9 protein-coding genes, 1 pseudogene and 1 other annotated feature are annotated in these 17,847 nt (G+C 45.5%); of the genes and pseudogenes, 4 read left to right on the top strand and 6 right to left on the bottom strand.

What is annotated here, in order from left to right; genetic code table 11:
- Positions 1–38: 38 nt before the first annotated feature.
- The gene (locus tag NSU15_RS24590; protein WP_339287872.1) at positions 39–3,383 is read left to right on the top strand and encodes a cellobiose phosphorylase; all 3,345 of its coding nucleotides are present in this window, start codon (positions 39–41) and stop codon (positions 3,381–3,383) included.
- 59 nt (positions 3,384–3,442) lie between these two features.
- On the opposite strand, the gene argS is transcribed toward NSU15_RS24590, so the two are convergent.
- Positions 3,443–5,308, bottom strand: coding sequence for an arginine--tRNA ligase (gene argS / locus NSU15_RS24585; protein WP_339287870.1), 1,866 nt, complete (start codon positions 5,306–5,308; stop codon positions 3,443–3,445).
- A gap of 40 nt (positions 5,309–5,348) precedes the next feature.
- Positions 5,349–5,565, bottom strand: a binding site (T-box leader).
- A 282-nt stretch (positions 5,566–5,847) separates the two neighbouring features.
- On the opposite strand from argS, the gene NSU15_RS24580 reads away from it, so the two are divergent.
- The 3 genes from NSU15_RS24580 to NSU15_RS24570 all read left to right on the top strand — a co-directional run bounded on the left by NSU15_RS24580 (position 5,848) and on the right by NSU15_RS24570 (position 10,724).
- Positions 5,848–6,207: a hypothetical protein gene (locus NSU15_RS24580; protein ID WP_076120765.1), complete on the top strand. Its 360-nt coding sequence runs from the start codon at positions 5,848–5,850 to the stop codon at positions 6,205–6,207.
- Positions 6,208–6,222: 15 nt separating this feature from the next.
- Positions 6,223–8,874, top strand: coding sequence for a calcium-binding protein (locus NSU15_RS24575; protein WP_339287868.1), 2,652 nt, complete (start codon positions 6,223–6,225; stop codon positions 8,872–8,874).
- A gap of 392 nt (positions 8,875–9,266) precedes the next feature.
- Positions 9,267–10,724 carry an exosporium glycoprotein BclB-related protein gene (locus NSU15_RS24570; protein ID WP_339287867.1) on the top strand — a complete coding sequence of 486 codons (1,458 nt, stop codon included), beginning with the start codon at positions 9,267–9,269 and terminating at the stop codon, positions 10,722–10,724.
- A 97-nt stretch (positions 10,725–10,821) separates the two neighbouring features.
- Here NSU15_RS24570 and NSU15_RS24565 read toward each other — a convergent pair whose 3' ends face one another.
- From NSU15_RS24565 to NSU15_RS24545, 5 genes and pseudogenes are all read right to left on the bottom strand, one after another.
- Positions 10,822–14,166 (bottom strand): DEAD/DEAH box helicase, encoded by a 3,345-nt coding sequence (locus NSU15_RS24565; RefSeq protein WP_339287865.1) that lies wholly within the window; start codon positions 14,164–14,166, stop codon positions 10,822–10,824.
- An 82-nt stretch (positions 14,167–14,248) separates the two neighbouring features.
- Entirely contained in the window at positions 14,249–14,938 is a 690-nt protein-coding gene (locus tag NSU15_RS24560) for a TetR/AcrR family transcriptional regulator (RefSeq protein ID WP_081389966.1), read from the bottom strand.
- 58 nt (positions 14,939–14,996) lie between these two features.
- Positions 14,997–16,052 carry an ABC transporter permease gene (locus NSU15_RS24555; RefSeq protein ID WP_076120477.1) on the bottom strand — a complete coding sequence of 352 codons (1,056 nt, stop codon included), beginning with the start codon at positions 16,050–16,052 and terminating at the stop codon, positions 14,997–14,999.
- A pseudogene (locus tag NSU15_RS24550) lies at positions 16,049–16,204 on the bottom strand (ABC transporter ATP-binding protein); the annotation flags it as partial. The pseudogene NSU15_RS24550 and the gene NSU15_RS24555, both read right to left, overlap by 4 nt.
- A 656-nt stretch (positions 16,205–16,860) precedes the next feature.
- On the bottom strand, positions 16,861–17,442 hold the full coding sequence (locus NSU15_RS24545; RefSeq protein ID WP_076120476.1) for a hypothetical protein: 582 nt from the start codon (positions 17,440–17,442) through the stop codon (positions 16,861–16,863).
- Between the last annotated feature and the right edge of the window lie 405 nt (positions 17,443–17,847).

The following is a 17,847-nucleotide window of genomic DNA, read 5'->3' as shown; positions in this document are numbered from 1 at the left end:
ACACGACACAGGCTGTCGTACTAGAGGAGTGCAAGAATATGACTACTAATATGAATTCTAACATCCATTTAAACGCTGGAGACTTATCATTCACTTTTACAAACAGTGGGGACTTGTTCCAAGTTCTCCATGAACGGACAATGATCAATCAATTGCTGCCTAATATTGTGGATGGCTCCTTGTCCAATCTATATTTACGTATTCATAGTAATGGAAGCATTCAAGCTGTTCCTTTGCTTGGCATTCATTCTTCAAGCACTGTACGTAAGGCTGGGAACCGCTTAGTTTGGGAAGGTACTGCGGAAAAAATTGAGTATCAGGTTATTTTTACTCCGACGGCTCAAGGCGCATGGTTCTGGGATGTGAAGCTTTCAGGGCAAGACGCAGATGTGGATCTCGTGTACGGACAAGATGTGGGTATTGCCGATATCGGTGCTGTTCGCAGTAATGAAGCCTACCTGTCACAGTATATTGATCATGCCGTATTCGAGGATCAGTCAAAGGGATATGTAGTATGCTCCAGACAGAATCAACCACAAGGTGGCAAATTTCCATATCTACAACAGGGTGCAATCACTAAAGCAGCAAGCTTCTCAACGGATGGTTTCCAATTCTTTGGATTGTCTTATAAAGAGACCAATCAACCGGAAAGCCTGAGTCGTGAGCAATTAAGTAATGAAATCTATCAATATGAATTCGCTTATACTGCGCTGCAATCGGAGCGGGTGAAGCTGAGCGGGGAAGCCCGATTTGTATTTTATGGATTGTTCAAGCAAGATCATCCAGAAGCGATCACCTCGTTAGAATTCGCGAAGGATGTTACTGCGGCTTGGGAAACTGTAAAAGAGTTGCCTTTAGAAGTTGAAGCAACGCTCGAGCGTTCTTTCCTAACGAAAGAGCTGGGCGCGCCTCTGGCTGCAAACTCTCTGACGGACGAAGAGATCGATGCCTTGTTCCCGGTTCGTTTTCAAGAAGAGAAAGAGGGAGACCAGCTTCTGTCTTTCTTCACGGAAAATTATGAGCATGTTGTATTGAAAGAAAAGGAACTTAAGGTAGAGCGCCCTCATGGACATATTCTAATGAGTGGGGATAATGCCCGACTTAACGATAAGGTCATCACTACGACTTCCTATATGTACGGAATATTTAACTCTCAAATCGTTATTGGTAATACTAACTTCAACAAACTCATGACCAATGCAAGAAATGCACTTAACATTCCGAAAGCTTCAGGACAACGTATCTATGTGCAGTGGAATGGTGAATACCGTCTGTTGACCATGCCTTCTCTATTCGAGGTTGGTTTCAACTATGCCCGTTGGTATTACAGAACTGATGGCGAATGCTTCATTATTACGAACTACACTACTGTAGATTCTCCGGAGATATTCCTGAATGTGCGTACCGAAAGCGGAAAAGCTTATCGCTATCTAGTCACTAACCAAATCACAATGAACGTTAACGAATACGAGCTTCCATATCAATTCAAGCAAGAAGAGGGAACCGTAACTTTCTCGGCTGACAGAAGCGCACTAAGTGCAGGAGAATATCCTGATCTGCAATATAAATTCCAGGTACAGGGAGCAGATTTTACTCTTCAAAATGAAGGTAGACTTGTCTCTCATGCTGAGCAGACCGATGCACCGCTAGCAGTTCTGGAACTGTCGGAGAGCAGTGAGTGGACATTGAACATTCAAGGTCTTCTGGATGGTAAGGAGATTCAATCGAGCAGTCATACAGCTGAAGAAGAGATTTCCGCATACCGAGAGTTCTATAGCGGGGTTATGAATGGCTTCCGTTTGACGTTAGGTGATGGGTCGGAAGGCGAGCTGTTTAAGGTAAATGCTCTGGCTTGGTGGTATACCCATAATATGCTCGTCCATTATTCAGTCCCTCACGGATTGGAACAATATGGCGGTGCTGCTTGGGGAACCCGTGACGTGTGTCAAGGACCAGTAGAATACTTCATGGCTACGCAAAAATACGATCAAGTTCGTGAAATATTGCTTACCCTGTATGCTCATCAATATGAAGATGACGGTAACTGGCCGCAGTGGTTCATGTTTGATAAATATACGAAGATTCAGCAAGAGGAGAGCCATGGAGATATTATTGTATGGCCACTCAAAGTGCTTGGTGACTATTTGGCAGTAACGCAAGACTACAGCATTTTGCAAGCGACTGTGCCGTACACTCGTAAGCATAGCTTTGATTTTACAGAGGAAAAAGCGACGCTGCTGGATCATGCACGGAAGGAAGTTGCTTATATTAAGAATCACTTCCTGCATGACACGCATTTGTCTTCTTACGGTGATGGAGACTGGGATGATACACTCCAGCCGGCAAATCCACAGCTGAAGCAGTACATGGTGAGTAGCTGGACAGTGGCGCTTACGTATCAGACATTGAATCAGTTCTCTGAAGTGCTTCATAAAGTTGATCCAGCAGGTTCTGAAGAGCTGAAAGCGATGGTAGAGGGAATCCGTGAGGATTTCAACACTCATATGCTCCAATCTGAGGTAATTCCTGGATTCCTGTATATGGAGGACCCTGAGCAGGTGAAGCTTATGGTACATCCAAGCGATACAGAAACCGGAATTCAATACCGTCTGCTGCCAATGACGCGCAGTATGATCAGTGAGCTGCTTACACCAGAACAAGCCGAAGCGCACTATGAAGTGATCCAGGATAAATTGTTCTGCCCAGACGGCGTTCGTCTGATGAACCGTCCAGCACAATACGTTGGCGGCGTTAGCACTCATTTCAAACGTGCGGAGCAAGCTTCTAACTTCGGTCGGGAAATTGGACTTCAATATGTACATGCCCACATCCGTTATGTAGAAGCTATGGCTAAGCTAGGGAAAACCGATCAGGTCTGGAATGGCCTAGCGGCGATCAATCCGATCGGAATCCGTGACGTGGTGCCAAACGCTGAACTACGTCAGGCTAACTCTTATTTCAGCAGCTCGGATGGTAAATTTAACACCCGTTATGAGGCACAGGAGAATTTCGATAAGCTGCGTAATGGTGATGTAGCGGTCAAAGGTGGATGGAGAATCTATTCCAGCGGTCCTGGGATCTACATGAACCAGTTAATCTCCAATGCACTGGGGATCCGTACGGAAGGCGGGGATTTAATCATCGACCCAATTCTGCCGGAGTCACTGGATGGAATGCACTTTAGCTTTGAGTATGCCGGTACTAAGGTAGAATTTATTTATCACCTTACGGGCTCTGACAACAGTCGGATTACTGTTAACGGTACGGAAGTGCAAGCGGAAGATACGCTTAATCGTTACCGTAGTGGCGGTATCCGGATCAAGCGCGAAGACTTTGATCGTCTCTGCGTGGAAGCTGGAAATGTGATAGACATTTATAAGTAAGATCATATTATTTGAAGGGCAATCTCCGTGATAAGCGTGGAGATTGCCCTTTTTTTGTGCTACATACGGCTCGGTGTCGGTAACCCAAGCACTTCAAGTACATCCCCTAAAGTGTCCTTAAATCTCGAAGTGAGCCAGAGACGAAAGGCAATGGTTCCTGCCTCACCTTTTAAAATCGGACATAAAGAATAGAAGTTATTGAAGAGTGTGGCTAAGGTATGCGCGTAGGTACAGAGTATATTCGGCGTCAATTCTACACTGGCAGAATACAATGTTTCCTGCCAGAGGCTAAGCTGTCTCAGGAGAGCAAGTTCTGCTTTTTCCATTTCGATAGGGAATTGAAGTACTGAGGCGTCTGTGCTGAATGGGATTGTAGATTTGCTCAAAACACTGCTAGCACGAGCATAGGTGTACATCAGATAAACCCCGGTATTCCCGGATATTTCTGTAGCTTGTTTGAAATCAAACACGATTTCCGTTCCCAGATTGAACCGCAGCAGATAATAACGAATGGCAGCAGCTGCAATGATGTGGCTGGAAAGCCCCTCTTTATCGGAGCGCGAATGTTCTATGTTCTGTTCCATAAGCTTCACTAAATCGCTCACCTTTACGCCAATTCCTTGGCGTCCGGACATGGCATAAGAAGATTTTCCTTCTGAAATATTTATTCCCAGCTCAGCAGCTGAGGCCGGACTAAGAGAAACAACACCGTAACTTACATGATGGAGCTTTTCTGCCTGATCGTTATAACCTAGTGCGCTTAAAGCCTGCTTAACCATTTGTTGCGGATATTCCTGTCTATAATCAATCACGTTAATGACACGGTCTGCATGTCCATAAGGCTCTTGGGTTCCAGTTAATCCTGTGGTCCATAAGCCGGATGAGAATTCACTATAGGTGAAATCCTTGGTTAGTAGACCGAATTTCCAGAGATGATAAGCAATGTCTTTGGCTGTATACGTCAAAATACCATTCGAACGCACAAGCACCTTATCCATCTGATGATCCTCGGAATCCGTTTCATTGTTTACGTCTGTCCCTTGCTTTAGCACCCAGCATCCCGCAAGCTTACCTTCAGTCTCCTGTACAAAAACTGCCGTTTGCTTCAATCGCTCAGATGCGGCTGTCCAGAATCCCTCTTTTAAAATATTACTCTCCCATACCAGCAGGTCATAATGAATACCAAAACGCTTCATTTCCGCTACATGTTCTCTCACGATACGTTCAGCGACTAGGTTGCCCAGCCACGCCTCATTGCCGTCACCCTGTTCAAGAGCATGCAGCATATCCGTGCGCTTGTGTGTCATCTCTGGATTCCGTGCATATTCTTTGTTCACTTTGGCATAAAGATCCCAGCAATAATCACCGAAGCGTTGATGATCTCCTTCCAAAGGTACATTTAATAAACCTACAACTGTATCAGCCAGCTGGTTGCCCAGATCATCAACGTAGTTATGGACCTCAACATTATATCCGGTTCTTTTCATTATTCTGACTAGTGTATCGCCGATGCAAGCATTTCTCAGGTGACCTACATGAGCAGCTTTATTGGGATTGATGGAAGTGTGCTCGATGATGACCTTTTCCCCTGTGCTGTCAGGTAGATCAAAGGAATGTTTAGCCCACACCTGCCAATCGATATACAAATTAATGAAACCAGGAGCAGCTATTTCGACTTTTTGTAAAAGACCTGTGTAACTCTCTTGTAGTTTAATTTCTGTTTTTACTAATTCGGCTATGACGAGAGGAGATTTGCGCAGGGTTTTAGCTAGCTGCATAGCAATATTGCAGGAATAATCACCATGCTCCAGATTCGCTGGCTGTTCGATTAGAATAGCAACATCCTTAGGGTAGGAAATATCTAAGCTGTGGAACACTTTTTTTACACTTTGTTCAATGCTGTTTTTGATGATTTGCTTTAACATGTTATACCCTCCTTAGAAAATACAAAAAAGCCCTCGTCTCAAAAGAGACGAGGGCTTAAGCGCTCGCGGTACCACTCTCGTTGCTAAACAGACGTTTAGCCACCTTACAGGATAACGGTCTTTAGCCGGGGCTTCCTACTTGGGTTCAGAAGTCCATCTCACGGGTGCGCTTCATTAGGTGATCTGTGCCGGCTTACACTTACCCGGCTCGCTGAGGACTAGAACACGTTAACTACTCTCCCGCTCATCGATGCTTGAATAATTTTTATCAGTATAACGAATATTTCGAAAAAAGCAATAGGGTGTGTTACTCAGTGAAATCTAGAAGATGTTTGAGTATTAGATTGTTCGATTAGTAGATTGCGAATTCAAAGTATAGAAGGTAGTCATTACTCGAATGGCAATTCCTTTGCATAAATGTCCACACATTAATTTTAAATACAGAATATTACTATATAGAGCTATTAATTATGAACCATGTTACTAGTGTTATAGTTTGTAATCTTTCAAACTGCAGTGGGAGAGAGGAGTGAATAAAGATGGCTTTATATTCAACTGGACCTATAGATAATACTTCAATTCTGGGGGTCAGACAGACTCAAATCGTAACAGTAAAAGTAGTTAACCGTGATTCTCTTAATCCATATAATTTTGTCATTCAAGGCTTTTTATTAAATGGATCAAGAACGATGTACGTGAATGAAATGCTAAATCTCGCACCTAACCAAGTTCTTACTAGGAACTATTTTGCTGATTTAGATGTATTTGAATTTGTGTTTGCAACAGTAGACGAGGTTGAAGCAGAGGTAGGGATTTCGGTCTGGGGAAAACAGGCTTCGGGGCAATTAGTAGATCCTCATCGAATAGCAGCGTGGGAAAAATATTCAGCAATAATCTAAAGGAGTGTTGAGAAATTGAGCTATTTATCTACCGGGCCGATTGATAATACCATGGTGGGAGGTATACGACCTACTCAACATGTTACGATCAAAATCGATAACCAAAGCGATGTTGTTTCTTCTACGGTTCTCGTCCAAGGATATTATATAGATGGGACAAGAACTTTATATGTTAGTGAACTTTTTAACGTTATGCCTGAACAAGTAATATCATCAGATTATTATGCAGATTTTGATGGATTTGAATTTATATTTACGACTTTAAGCCTGGTAGATGATCCTATTCAAATTTCAGTATGGGGAAAAAATAGTATAGGTCAAATCGTGACTGCTCACCGACTTGTTCATTCTGAATTACTCGGTGCAACAGTTGGAGTAACTGGAGCGACAGGGGCGGACGGAGCGACTGGAGCAACAGGAGCAGACGGAGTGACTGGAGCAACAGGAGCAGACGGAGCGATTGGAGCAACGGGAGCAGACGGAGTGACTGGAGCAACAGGTGCGACTGGAGCTGATGGAGCAGACGGGGTGACTGGAGCAACGGGAGCAGACGGAGCAACTGGAGCAACGGGAGCAGACGGAGTGACAGGTGCAACAGGAGCAGATGGAGTGACTGGAGCAACGGGAGCAGACGGAGTGACTGGAGCAACAGGTGCGACTGGAGCTGATGGAGCAGACGAGGTGACTGGAGCAACAGGAGTAGACGGAGTGACTGGAGCAACAGGAGCAGACGGAGTGACTGGAGCGACGGGAGCAGACGGAGTGACAGGTGCAACAGGAGCTGATGGAGCAGACGGGGTCACTGGAGCAACAGGAGCAACGGGAGCGGACGGAGCAACAGGTGCGACTGGAGCAGACGGAGTGACTGGAGCAACGGGAGCAGACGGAGTGACAGGTGCAACTGGAGCAGACGGAGTGACTGGAACAACGGGAGCAAACGGAGTGACAGGTGCGGAGGGAGTGACTGGAGCAACAGGAGCAGACGGAGTAACTGGAGCAACGGGAGCAGACGGAGTGACAGGAGCGACTGGAGCAGACGGGGTGACTGGTGCAACAGGAGCAGACGGAGTAACTGGAGCAACGGGAGCAGACGGAGTGACAGGAGCGACTGGAGCAGACGGAGTGACAGGTGCATCGGGAGCAACGGGAGCAAACGGAGTGACTGGAGCAACGGGAGCAAACGGAGCGACTGGAGCAACGGGAGCAGACGGGGTGACTGGAGCAACGGGAGCAAACGGAGTGACTGGAGCAACGGGAGCAGACGGAGTGACAGGAGCGGACGGAGTGACTGGTGCAACAGGAGCGACAGGTGTGACAGGTGCGGACGGAGTGACAGGAGTGACTGGAGCAGACGGAGTGACAGGTGCAACGGGAGCAGACGGAGTGACAGGTGCGACTGGAGCAGATGGGGTGACTGGAGCAACAGGAGCAGACGGAGCGACTGGAGTGACTGGTGCAACAGGAGCAACAGGAGCAACGGGAGCAAACGGAGTGACTGGTGCAACAGGAGCGGACGGAGTGACTGGAGCAACGGGAGCAGACGGAGCAACTGGAGCAACGGGAGCAGCCGGAGTGACTGGAGCAACAGGAGCAGACGGGGTGACTGGAGCAACGGGAGCAAACGGAGTGACTGGAGCAACGGGAGCAGACGGAGTGACTGGAGTAACAGGAGCAACTGGAGCAACGGGAGCAGACGGAGTGACTGGAGTAACAGGAGCAACTGGAGCAACGGGAGCAGACGGAGTGACTGGAGTAACAGGAGCAACAGGAGCAACGGGAGCAGACGGAGTGACTGGTGCAACAGGAGCAACTGGAATAACAGGAGCAACAGGAGCAACGGGAGCAAACGGAGTGACTGGTGCAACAGGAGCAACAGGAGCAGATGGAGTAACAGGAGCGACTGGAGCAACCGGAGTAGATGGAGCAACAGGAGCAACTGGAGTTACCGGAGCAACTGGAGTTACCGGAGCAACAGGAGCAACTGGAGTTACCGGAGCAACAGGAGCAGATGGAGTAACAGGAGCGACTGGAGCAGACGGAGCGACTGGAGCAACAGGAGCAACAGGAGCAACAGGAGCAACAGGAGCAACAGGAGCAACAGGAGCAACAGGAGCAACAGGAGCAACAGGAGTAACTGGAGTAACAGGTATTACCGGAGCTACAGGAGTCACGGGTCCGAATATTCAACAAGAGGGATTTTCGGCATTTAAATCTTCATTGTCGGTCTCCACTTCCTCACAAATAACAGGTTGGACTGTAACAACACCATTTTATGATAGCCCGACTTTCGACGAAGTTGGGGGCAATTATACCATTCCGACAACCGGCAGATATTCAATTGAAGCTACTATCAACTATTCCACAACTGCCTCAATCTCAATTAGTCTCGGCAGTGCGATCAATCCAGCTTTCGTAGTTCAGAGAACTTCTCCAACAACAACAAATCTGGTTAGTGGATTATTTCCAGTGTTGGATGTGAATGTTGCGCTTATTCTAACTTTGAGAGCTATTTTGGGAAGCGGGACTGTAACGTTGGCTGGTGAATTTGCACTGACAGCAGGTGATGTTATTGGTTTGTTCTATGTGTCAAATGGCTTGACGGTTCCTTTGGATTTGGGCGGCGCTAACACAGCGGGTATCGTTTGGTCTGTTCATGAATTGACTTAATTTATTCACGTAGTTTGATGGTAAAAAGAGGGGATACTCTGGAGCGTAAATAAGGTTCCTGAGCTATCCTCTGTTTTGTTAATGAGACATGTTATGGGAAGAACAGATTAATGCTCTTAAGATCTACAGCCTATTGAATGACGATAGATGTTCAGAGTTTTTATAAGTATTTAATATGTATAGTAGTAGCTTTTGATGGATGTCCACACCTTAAATCAAGATAAGAATATTACTATTAAGAGCCGGAAATTTCTAACTGAAAAATATAATAGGCTCATTGCTAGCGAATTTAGAGTAGATCGGAGGAATGTTATAGTAACGCAACTATTTAGAGTTTTTGCAGGACAATCTTTTTGTAGGCAATCTATTTAAAAATAAAAGGAGTTGATAACTTGAGTTATTTATCTACTGGACCTATAGAAAACAATCTGGTAGGCGGAGAAAGACCCACCCAGCTAGTTACTATTAAGCTTGTTAATCAGAGCGATGTTTCTGCGGCTATGATTCAAATCGAAGGCTACTATATGAACGGTACAAGAACACTATATGTTAGTGAACTTCATACTGTGGGTCCTAATCAAGTGCTAACGAAAGATTATTATGCAGATTTTGATTCATTCGAATTTTTATTCACAACATCAGCTCAGATAGACGATCCAATTCAAGTCTCAGTTTGGGGGAAAAGCAGCACAGGCCAATTAGTGACTGCCCATCGGCTTGTATACTCTGAATTGTATAGTGAATATATAGGTTATACAGGAGCTACCGGAGAAACCGGTGCCACAGGAGATACGGGGGCGACGGGAAGTACAGGTGCAACGGGAGCGACAGGAAATGCAGGCGCAACAGGAGCAACCGGAAGTGCAGGAGCAACAGGAGCAACCGGAGTCGCAGGCGTAACAGGAGCAACCGGAGTCGCAGGCGTAACAGGAGCAACCGGAGTCGCAGGCGTAACAGGAGCGACCGGAGTCGCAGGCGTAACAGGAGCGACCGGAGTCGCAGGCGTAACAGGAGCAACTGGAGTCGCAGGCGTAACAGGAGCGACCGGAGTCGCAGGTGTAACAGGAGCGACCGGAATTGCAGGCGTAACAGGAGCAACCGGAATTGCAGGTGTAACAGGAGCAACCGGAGTCGCAGGCGTAACAGGAGCGACCGGAATTGCAGGCGTAACAGGAGCAACCGGAATTGCAGGCGTAACAGGAGCAACCGGAGTCGCAGGTGTAACAGGAGCAACCGGAGTCGCAGGTGTAACAGGAGCAACCGGAGTCGCAGGCGTAACAGGAGCGACCGGAATTGCAGGCGTAACTGGAGCAACAGGAGCTACGGGTTCAGGAGCCATTATTCCATATGCTTCTGGTCTGCCAGCTGTTATGACCACAGTATTGGGAGGTCTTTTGAATACTTCAAGTGCGATTGGTTTTGGTAGCACTGCAACAAATATCGCTATTACAGGTGGCACTATAGATCTTACAGGAGCAGCTGGAACCTTGCTGAACTTTGCGTTCTCAGTTCCTCGAACTGGAACGCTTACTTCTATGGCAGCCTATTTCAGTACGACAGCTTCCGTTAGTTTGGTTGGTTCTACAGTAACAATCACGGCTCAATTATACAGATCTACTACACCTAACAATACCTTCACAGCAGTACCTGGGGCTTTAGTTACATTAAGTCCTGCACTTGCAGGATTAATTTCTCTTGGATCTATTAGCAGTGGTAATACCACAGGTTTGAGCATTCCTGTAACTGTGGGAGAGCGCTTGTTGTTGGTCTTTACTTCAACGGTAACGGCTGGCCTTGATGTTGCAGCAACCGTTGCAGGCTACGCTAGTGCAGGAGTTACAATCGCATAATCTGATGGTGATATGACGTATTTACTACAGAAAAAGGGATATCCCAAAAGCCATTTGGCTGAAGGATATCCCTTTTTTTCTCCAAACATCATTACACCTAGATCATCAGAATTTCCCGGATGTCTTGTTCTGTCAGGGTAGATAACCCTTCCTGACCTGGCTTAATTACCTCATCGATCAAGTTCTTTTTCTTCTGTTGTAGCTCATACATCTTGTCCTCCACAGTGCCTTGGGTGACGAGTCGAATGACTTGCACTACTTTTTTCTGCCCGATTCGGTGTGCACGATCCGCTGCTTGCTGTTCGACGGCAGGGTTCCACCACAGATCGTATAAGATTACAGTGTCAGCCCCTGTTAAGTTGAGTCCGGTTCCGCCAGCCTTTAAAGAGATCAGGAAAATATCCCGCTCTCCTTCATTAAATTTATTACATAAATCTATCCGCTGTGACACAGGCGTTTGACCGTCTAGATAAAAATATGGAATGCCTTGATATCCAAGCTCCCGTCCAATTAGGCCAAGCATTTCTGTGAACTGGGAGAATACTAGCATTCGTTTACCTGAGCTGCGGCATTCCTCGATGATTTCAAGGAGCTGCTCGAACTTGGCGGAGCCTCCTTCATACCCATCCACAAAAAGAGCCGGGTGGCAGCACAGCTGGCGCAGACGGGTGAGTCCCGCAAGGATTTTAATCCGATTATTATTGCCAAAGCTATCTTGTGTAAGATGCTTAAGCGCCTCTTTTTTCAAACGGGCGAGATAAGCGACATATAACTTCTTCTGCTCAGGCAGCAGCTCACAGGCTTGAAGGGACTCGATTTTCTCAGGAAGCTCCTTTAACACATCACTCTTTAAGCGCCGCAGCAAAAAGGGACGTGCCCGCTTAGCAATAACATCTCGCGGTAGATCGTGGAAAGCCTTCTTGCCTGGAAACAGCCCAGGGAAAACAGTGCCGAAGATGGACCAAAGATCTTCCAGCGCATTCTCCACAGGAGTCCCAGTAAGTGCAAAACGATGCCGGGCCTGAAGAGCCATCACAGCTTGAGCGGTTTGCGTTGTATGGTTCTTTATAGTTTGTGCTTCATCGAGAATTAGGGTATGAAAAGATTTCTTAGCATACAACTGTACATCTCTGCGAAGCAGCGGGTAAGAGGTGATGATTACATCAGCCTTTGCTGCATTTTTTAAAATTCGACCGCGTTCCGTTAAACTTCCATCTGCAATAACAGCCTTAATTTCAGGCGTGAATTTTTTGAGCTCATTAAGCCAGTTGTAGGTAAGAGACGCCGGAGCGACAATAAGAGCCGGCAGACCACTCTGACGAATATTTGGAAGCTCAGAGAGCAGAAAGGCGATACTTTGCAACGTTTTTCCAAGACCCATATCATCCGCCAAAATACCGCCAAAACGGTAATGGGCCAATGTTTTCAGCCACTGAAATCCATACTGCTGATAATCCCGAAGCACAGGAACTAGACTTTCTGGTATAGGAAAATCAAGGTTCTCAGGGTTGTGCATATTCGCCAGTAGCCGCCTAAAAGATCTGCCAAGCTTAACGGAGTCACTTTTCTCGTCTGCGGAGGTCAAATGTAAACCACGTACAATCGGCAGAGAAAATGCGGCACCTTTGATCTCACCTTCCCGAATACCCATTTCGTTCATAAAGGTGATGATTTCTTGAAGCTCCTCACTTTCCAGCGGCAGCAACGCCCCTTCGGGCAAGCGGTAGTATTTACGTTTATCCTGAAGTGATTTCAAGACCATCACAATCTCAGATTCGGGAATACCACCCATGTCGAATTTAAAATCAAGCCAGTCGGTTTTCTCATTCCAACTAATGCTCACCTTTGGTGGCGTGGTCCCCGTGAACAATCTATCTTTGACAGCGGTGGTCGCATAGACCGTTAGCAGTGGCTCAAGCAACGGAATCGTATGGTACAAAAAATCGTACTCACCTTCCTCATCCGTCATAATATACCCGCCTTCGGTTTTGGCGAAGGATTCATGCCCCATTAGCTCCAGAATTTGGGCCTCACCTTCGCCGTCGCGAATAAGAATCAAGTTCGTACCGCGAACATGGGCATTTTCATCTAAAGGATTGATGATGATGTCACCATACTGAAACTCTAACCCTGCGAGTAGTCTATCTCTCACACGGTCCAGATAAAGCCTCGCTGTAAGCTTGTGTTGTACAATTCGATCAGCAATGGAGTCGGCGATATGCACGTTGCCCAGTTTTTTCAGTCCAGGAATAACCTTGTCCATAAAAGGCTCCATTTGCTCAGGTGCGATATCGATGCCATCTCGCCGTGAAGATTCCAGCATTTTCTTCATCTCAGATAGGCGCATGCATTCCTGAGGGGATAGCTTCAACAGCTTCCCTTCAGACAGCACGAGTCCATAGTCTTCCAGAACTGAGATCTGCTCCAGTCCTTGAATATCCAGATGGTATCCTTCGCCTTCGGCTTGCTCGAATGCAAAGCTAAGAGGCGGTGCTTCATTAGACATATGAATGCCTTCGTGTAGTATCTCTCCTTGTTGCAGATAAACCGATGAAACCTCTGAAAGCGCAGGCTGAAGCGTCTCCCAGAAAAAAGGAGGGACAGCCAGCAGGCGATCTCCTCCCAGGTTACCACCATATGGAGAGTAGTTAGTGACGTTGTCACGATACATTTTTTCATTTAAGACAATTTCAATCAGCTTCTGAAGAACGATGTTATCTTCCTTCCGAAAGCTGTGAATGGCAGGATCATAGATGAAATGCTTAGAGAACTCGAAGGTTTCTCCACGGTGAATGCGTTCCAGAAAACCTCTTATTTTATGAACGACATATAGACGTTTCAAGCCGACTTTTATTTCTATCCCCAGCATGGTAGCGGTGTAGCTGTAAGTGAATGGCTTGCAGATGAACTCTACATTTAATGGGATTCTATTGTCCACAAAAGCTCCAGTACCACTCGGACGCGGTTTATGGTTGCTGAACATGCCTAACAGGCTGCTCACCAGATGCTGATCTCTGGAATTTCCTCCTATGTCTCGCGTAGAATCCGTAACAATACGTGGGGTTAAGACCCCAGTATCTTCTATAGAAGAAAGACGGGAAGCCCCGGAAGGCTCCTCTTGTTCTCCGGTAGACTCAAGGGCATCAATGCTGATCAATACGGCAGCAATATGTTTGCAGAAAGGCCCCCCATGTGAGTAAGCGGGACAAGTACACTCTGCCGATACATCACCATCGATATCAATGACAACCATGACTTCGTAGCCAATGCCCCCTTGAACGAGCGCTTCATAACGAGATCTGGGCAGATCTGGGATGGATTCATTTCGTTCTTCAATATCAAGGATATCGACGCTTCCAGACTGGTGATAAGCCAATCCTTTTTCAAAAATAGACTTGCCGCACAGCAGCTTAATTACCCGTTCTGTTACACTAAAGCCCATAACATAATTCCTTCCTCGTAACTTGTTCTTCGAAAAGTCCGATTATTATATAGTTCTTATGATAACAGAACGGGCGTGCGCATCAAATAGGGGCCGCGGCTCCACCAATCCCATGCATAATAAAATGGATCGTCAGGTTAATCTCTTCGTCGTCGTTCCAGTCCTTCTCTGGCTGTAGCAGCAGGCGATTAATCACATACCCTACAACGGATGAAATAGTGAAGCGTAGAATAGCGGGTGCAGGCAATTCAATGACTTCGCCTTTTGCCTTGAAATGTTCAACAATTTCGATGAAACGTTCCAGCACTTTACTCAGAATATTCTCCGTGAATTGCTCTTTGAGCTTTGGCTGGAAAGGGATCTCCTGAATTAGGATCTTTAGAATTTTATAATTCTTGCGGGCAAACTCCAACCGATTACTGATGAATGACCGCAGGAATTCTTCAAAACTGTCAAAGGGTACGTCAAGTACCCCGTTGAAATTCCGTAGCACAAAAGGGGCGAGCATACGACTCATGGTGGGAGCTACGATGGACAGCAGTAAATCTTTTTTGGTCTTGTAATATCGGAAAATCGTTCCCTCTGCTACGCCTGCCTTTTGAGCAATCACACTAGTCGCTGTAGCAGCGTATCCTTTTTCGGAGAACACCTCAATCGCCGCATGCAAAATGGAAATCTGCTTCGGTGTCAATTTATCGTCTTCACTTCTGGCCAGCAGCTCTTCAATCCACTGCTCTTCTATATTTTGATCCGCAGAATCATGTTCTTTCATTACATTTATCCTCCAAACTTGGTTCATTCCGTTCAACCGATGAAAGTTCTTAGTGAGGCTACATTTTCCGGTGTTTGCGCAGTGCCAATACATTCAGAATCATGAACAGTAGTGAGAATCCGATCAGCACATAGACATCCAAAGCGATGGAGTTCCATCCTTTGCCACGGATCATGATGTTCATAAGCGCTTCTGATCCATAATAAATCGGGGTCGCGTAGCCGATGCGCTGTAGCCACAGTGGTAGGGTGTCGAGTGGGAACAGTCCGCTGAGGAAAACTTGTGGCACGATAATGAGTGGAATGAATTGAATCATCTGTAGCTCGTTAGCTGCAAAAGCAGATAGTAACGTGCCCAGCGTCAAAGCTGTCATCGACAGGAGTAAGGTGATCAGCATTACGTAACCAAAGCTTCCTGTCATCATAATGCCAAGAATCTGAATGGAGAACCATGAGATCAACAGCGCTTGGAATACGGTGAAAATGCCGAAACCACATACATACCCGAGTACAATCTCCCATCTTTTTAAAGGAGTGGAAAGCAAACGTTCAAGGGTGCCTGTAGTCCGCTCTCGCAGGAAAGAAACACCGGCAATCAGGAATACGAAAAAGAAAACAAATACACCAATCATAATTGGACCGAAGCGGTCGATCGTCTTCATATTCTCAGAACCGTATAGGTAGCTGATCTGGGGCTGTAATTGTAATGGTGTCTCTGTACTAGGAAGAAGCTTCTGAGATAGCTGTTGAAGCGTCATAATTACCGCCTTGTTGGCCGTTGGATTGCTGCCTTCTAACAACACTTGGGGCATGCCTGGTGATTCTCCGGCCTTTCCGTCCAAAGTGATCAAAGCGTCAATCTTTCCTTCTACTAGAGCGTCTTTTCCTAACTCTGCGCTGGCATAATCTTGGATTGTGACCTGTTGTTCTTTTAACGCAGCTGAGATACTTAATGGCACTTCGGATATTCCGATTGTTGGCTCATAGGCATCACCGTTAAATACCAAGCTCATTAAGCTTAGAACGAGGAGCGGTGCGATGAACATTAAGGCCATCGTTCTTTTATCATGAATAAATTGTCGCAAAATCCGTAAGGTGATCGCTCGGATTCTCATGAACGGACACCTCCATAATATAGAAAGGCTTCTTCAATAGAAGTTGAGCCAGTGGCTTGAAGCAGTCCGGCAGGTGTGTCGGCGGCAAGCAGCTTGCCGTCACGGATCATTCCGAGGCGATCACATTTCTCTGCTTCGTCCATGACGTGAGTATCATAAAAAAATGATGCACAAGATGATTGGTTTGTTTTACAAATCCTTATGGTGTATGGGCGTAACTAATACGCGCTTATTGCACACAATGGAAATCTGCACAAACGTAAGGGCTGCACTTAATAAAATTGCACAACATTCGAAAGTAGTCCCTTTAACGATAAGGGGTTTTATATGCTATGTAAAGTGTGTTGACGAATCCCAAAAATGATCTATCTTTTTGACATGATTGGCTTACATACGTAGAGAAATTGAAAAGCGACAGCCAAGCACGAGAAATAAATGTCCTAAACTGTCGCTGTTTCATTGAATTAACGTTTCCCATTGGCTTCATACGTTCAATTAAAGGAAGAATTTATGACAAGTTCATTCCTAAAACACCTACCAAAAGATATACAAAAGCTATCAGCAGTAGCCAATATAAGATATTAAACGGATTATCCCTAAGGTTTAGTAGGGCTTTTACCCACTTCAGAGGGATTCTCATTAATTTAACCTCCTTTTTGGCTTCAGAAATCGTAAATTGGTTTTTAAAATATATATTCCATTATTGCTAACGTTCTCCGTTAGCCATCCATGTCGCTCACGCGACACCACAGATTATGGAAGTAAGTGCGTTCTTCCATGGGAGTTCAATGAGTTCATGGAGGAAAAGTTATTTCAGTCCTTCATTTTTCGTTTCGGAACCCAGAACCTTCCCTGTCTTGTCCATGTACAATTTTGTCATCATACCGTATTTGTTCTGCCCTATTACTCCATAAAACAAGGCTTGATGGTCTTTTATAACGTTGAAATGATATCCTTTAGCCCATCCTTCCCCTGGTTTAACATCGTTTTTAATCGCAATCTGTACCATATTAGGTGAGTCAAGTATGAGATCACTTTGTGGAATAATTTCAAAGTCTTGAATATCTTCTTGTACAGTTCGCATAATCGCAATCTTACCTTTTTTTATGTTAATGAATAAAATTTCATTTCTTTGACCATTTCCAAAGAGCAGATTCCAAACTTCTCTTTTACCATCATTACCAAGTGTAGATGGTGGTGTTGAGCCTGTGTCACCAACACTCGTGATCGAGATTAGATTCGCCTGAGCATCCCATTTTCTTGCTTCTGTAAGACCGATCTGGAAAGCGTCTACTAATGTGATCCCTGAACTGGTGGATGCTGTGGCTTTACTCATTACATTAATGCCGCTTAACAAGATTAAGAAAATCAAAACGCCTTTACGTAACATTGAACAGAATCCCCCCCATGAATGTTTGGGTTATTTTCCGCATAAATGATTGAATTATTCTGCCATAGTTTAATCACTTTTCATTGTCATTTTCTAACTAGTATATTCCAATAATGATTAGTCAGCCTATCTCTTTATTATCGAGTCTAAAACTTTATTTTCTTTGACCTAACCCCGTTGTTCCTTCATTGAAAATCGGGATTTTTCTTTGTATTTATGTCACGAACAGTGGCATTTGTGAGAAACGGATATACTTGAGATCGATTTGGTCGATAATTGAGATTTTTTTGGTATATGGTTGAGACTAATATTAAAACCAGTAGCAGCAAAACCCTTGCTATTACTGGTTTTTTTTTTTTTTTTTTTTGTCGCTGCTTTTAAATTTTATTGGTTTTGAGAAGTTAG

Source organism: Paenibacillus sp. FSL E2-0201 (assembly GCF_037963325.1).
GTDB lineage: Bacteria > Bacillota > Bacilli > Paenibacillales > Paenibacillaceae > Paenibacillus_AQ.
This window is presented reverse-complemented; position numbering and strand designations above follow the sequence as displayed.